This window comes from Mesorhizobium sp. M7A.F.Ca.ET.027.03.2.1 (assembly GCF_003999175.1).
GTDB lineage: Bacteria > Pseudomonadota > Alphaproteobacteria > Rhizobiales > Rhizobiaceae > Mesorhizobium.
In genome coordinates this window covers 1-3,683 of record NZ_RZOM01000619.1, presented here as the reverse complement: position 1 = coordinate 3,683, position 3,683 = coordinate 1, and the positions used below count along the sequence as shown (strand labels likewise).

At 63.9% G+C, this 3,683-nt stretch carries 3 protein-coding genes and 1 pseudogene; all 4 read right to left on the bottom strand.

What is annotated here, in order from left to right; all coding sequences use genetic code 11:
• Nucleotides 1-463, bottom strand: a 463-nt coding sequence (locus EN750_RS23490) for an MSMEG_1061 family FMN-dependent PPOX-type flavoprotein (protein WP_127397794.1), incomplete at its 3' end; no start/stop codon positions are given.
• Between the two features lie 95 nt (nucleotides 464-558).
• Entirely contained in the window at nucleotides 559-1,233 is a 675-nt protein-coding gene (locus tag EN750_RS23485; protein ID WP_127397793.1) for a septation protein A, read from the bottom strand.
• Between the two features lie 61 nt (nucleotides 1,234-1,294).
• Nucleotides 1,295-2,980, bottom strand: coding sequence for a signal recognition particle-docking protein FtsY (gene ftsY / locus EN750_RS23480; RefSeq protein ID WP_348629620.1), 1,686 nt, complete (start codon nucleotides 2,978-2,980; stop codon nucleotides 1,295-1,297).
• Nucleotides 2,981-3,262: 282 nt separating this feature from the next.
• A pseudogene (locus tag EN750_RS23475) lies at nucleotides 3,263-3,683 on the bottom strand (tRNA (N(6)-L-threonylcarbamoyladenosine(37)-C(2))-methylthiotransferase MtaB); the annotation flags it as partial.

Here is a 3,683-nt window from a genome sequence, read left to right as displayed (position 1 = left end):
CTTTTGCGCAGTGCATGTAGGCGGCCTTCACGCTGACCACGACGACGCTTTGCGGCTCCCTGCCGTCGACGGCGAGCCGTTCGCGCAAATTTGCGTCGACGGTGATGCGGGCATCGCCGTTGACGCGCAGCGTCTCGTTCATGCCGGGAATGAGGAAAAGCAGCCCGACCGAGGGATTGAGGAGGATGTTCTCCAGCGTGTCGAGCCGGTTGTTGCCGGGCCGGTCGGGAATGGCGATGGTGGTGTCGTCGAGAACGGTGGCAAAGCCCGGCTTGTCGCCCTTCGGCGTCACGTCGGCGTTGCCGGCACCGTCGGACGAGCCGATCAGCACGAACGGGCTCTTGCCGATGAAGGAGCGGCAATGGCCGTCAAGTTTTTTCAGCTCCTTGCGGATAGAACCGTCGGTCGGCCGTGGCGTCTTGTAGATCGTCCTCAACTGGTCGTGCGTGGTGATGAATTCCATGTCCCTCTCCCCGGAACGGTTCATTGTCTCACGAACGCAGAACCGCTGTTTCCCTTTGTTTTGACGCAGCTCCGGACACTTTTCCTGGAGTTGCTCTATTTCCCGGCCTTCTCTTCTTTGCCGGCCTTGTCCTCGAGTGAATGACGCAGGATCAGCGGCATCTGGCTGAAGGTGAACAGAAGCGTGATCGGCATGATGCCCCAGACCTTGAAAGTAACCCAGGCGTCGGTGGAAAAATTGCGCCACACCACCTCATTGACGATGGCCAGGAACAGGAAGAACAGGCCCCAGCGGAAGGTCAGTTTCCGCCAGCCATCTGCGTCGAGGCTGAAGGCTGAATCGAAGACATAGCCAAGCAGCGACTTGCCGAAGTAGAGGCCGCCGAGCAGCACGCCGCCGAACAGCGTGTTGACGATGGTCGGCTTCATCTTGATGAAGACGTCGTCCTGCAGATAGAGCGTCAGCGCGCCGAAGATGAAGACGACGACGCCCGACACCATCGGCATGATCGGCAAGGTGCGGGTGAGCAGCCACGAGGCGATCAGGGCGATTGCCGTGGCGGCCATGAACAGCCCGGTGGCAACGAAGATCGGCCCGCCGAACTCGGCCAGAACAGGGAATTTCGGCACCAGCCATCCGCCGCGCGCATTGGCGAAGAAGAACACCATCAACGGACCCAGCTCCAGCACCAGCTTGAGCAGCGGATTGACGCCTTCCTTCTTCTGCTTCTGCGGGTCCGACGGATCGCGTTCGAGAATGGGTGGGTTCATGGAATCTCTTTCTTGCGCATGATCTGATCCAAAAAGTCTGCACCTTTTTGGGACATGCTTGTTAGGCTACTCCAGCGATCGCCCTGGCGAATTCGCTTGCTGAGAACGGTTCGAGGTCGTCGACCTGTTCGCCGACGCCGATGAAATAGACCGGCAATTTGTGCTTTGCCGCGATCGCCACCAGAATACCGCCGCGTGCCGTGCCGTCCAGCTTGGTCATCACCAGGCCGTTGACACCGGCGATATTGCGGAAGATCTCGACCTGGTTGAGCGCGTTCTGGCCGGTGGTGGCGTCGACTGTCTGCAGCACGGTGTGCGGCGCTTCCGGGTCGAGTTTGCCAAGCACGCGGACGATCTTTTCGAGCTCGGCCATCAGTTCGGTCTTGTTCTGCAGGCGGCCGGCGGTGTCGATGATCAGCACGTCGGAACCGGCCTCCCTGGCCTTCTCGAAGGCGTCATAGGCGAGCCCTGCGGCATCGGCGCCGATCTTGGAGGCGATGACCGGCGATTTCGTCCGCTCGCCCCAGATCTTCAGCTGCTCGATCGCAGCGGCGCGGAAGGTGTCGCCGGCAGCGAGCATCACCGACAGCCCGCCATCGGTGAGCTTGGCGGCGAGCTTGCCGATGGTCGTGGTCTTGCCGGTACCGTTGACGCCGACCACCAGGATGACATGCGGCTTATGCGAGAGGTCGAGCTCCAGCGGCATGGCGACATGGGTCAACACCTTTTCCACCTCGGCAGCCATGATGGCGCGAACCTCGGTGTCCGAGACGTCCTTGCCGTAGCGGCTGGCGGCCAGCGCGTCGGTAACGCGCAAGGCCGTCTCCATGCCGAGATCGGCACGGATCAGCACATCCTCGAGGTCCTGCAAAGTCTCTTCGTCCAGCTTGCGCTTGGTGAAGACGCCGGCAATGTTGCCGGTGAGCTCCTTGGAGGAGCGGGCAAGCCCGTCCTTCATGCGCTGGAACCAGGAGCGCCTCGGTGCCGGTTCGGGCGCCTTCCGCGGCTCGGCCTTCTGCTCGACCTTTTTGGTGACGGTCACCTTGCCAGGGGCGGCTTTCGGCTCCGGCGCGGGTTGTGGAAGAGACTGCGGCTCGGGCGCGATTTCCGCAATGACCGGCTGCGATTCGATCGGCGCAGGCTGGCGAATGGGAGGTGCGATTTCGGCGGCGGGCGCTTCGGCCACGAGAGCAGCCGGCATGGCTTCCACGGGTGGCGCCGAATCTTTCGCAAGTTCGTGCTGCCCCTCACCCCTACCCTCTCCCCGTGAAGGACGGGGAGAGGGGGGCGTCAGCGTTGAGGCTTCGTCTTCGATGTTTGCAAGAGGAGGCGCAACTTCACCGCTAGCCCCCTTCTCCCCGTCTCTATACGGGGAGAAGGTGCCGGCAGGCGGATGAGGGGCGGTGCCGGCCTCTGAAGACGGCTGAAGAGGGGACGGCGCCGGTGTCGGCACCTCGATCGGCGCTGGTGTTTCTGCCGGAACCTCGACAGGCGTCGGCACTTCGACCGGGGCCGTCTCCGGCTGCTTTTCCGGCCGCGACGGGACGATCTCCGGCTCGGCCGGCGCCGGAGCAGGGACTTCTTGCGGCTGCGGTTCGGGCGTGGGTTCCGGAACGGCGGGAGGTGTTGGTATCTCCTCGGGAGCCGGCGGCTCGGCTGGCGTCTCGGGCGCTGGTTCTTCTGCCGGCTCGGCCTCCGGCAGAGGTTCTGGCTCTGAGGGAACAGCCGGCTCCGGTACTGGCGGGATGGTTGGCTCCGGCTCGGGCGCCGGTTCCTCGACAGGCGCCGGTTGCGGCGCAGGAATTACCTCCGGCTCGACTACCGGCGCGGGCGTCGTTCCCGCCTCGGGCCGCGGCTCGTCGCGCTTCAAGAACTCCGGAACGACCTGTTCGGCCGCCGGCTTCAGCGTATCGAGTGCTTCCCATTTGATCGGCGGCAGCGGGGCGGTCTCGTCGATCCGCTCCTCGACAACCTCTTTCTTGCCGAACGAAAATATCTTCTTGAAAAAACCAGCCATGCTTTGCGTTTCTCAGGCGGCGCGGGCGGCAAGGGGCGCCGCGATCAGCCTGCTACCATCGTGGCCTGATATCTCAGCCCCGACGATCTCACCCGGTGCGCCCGTGCCGAGTGCGGCAAGCGTAAAACCCTCGGTGCGGCCAAGGCCGTCGCGCTCGATCAGGATCGACTGGCGCGTTCCGGTGAGCGACGACAGATGCCTGAAATAGGCAGCTTCACCGGCGGCACGCAGCCGGGCGGCGCGCTGCTTGACGACCTCGCGGCGGAGCTGCGGCATGCGCGCGGCGGGCGTGCCTTCGCGTGGGCTGAAGGGGAAGACGTGGAGATGGGTCAGGCCACACTCCTCGACAATTTTTTCCGAGTTCTCGAACATTTCGTCGGTCTCGGTCGGGAAGCCGGCGATGATGTCGGCGCCAAAGACGATACCGGGGCGC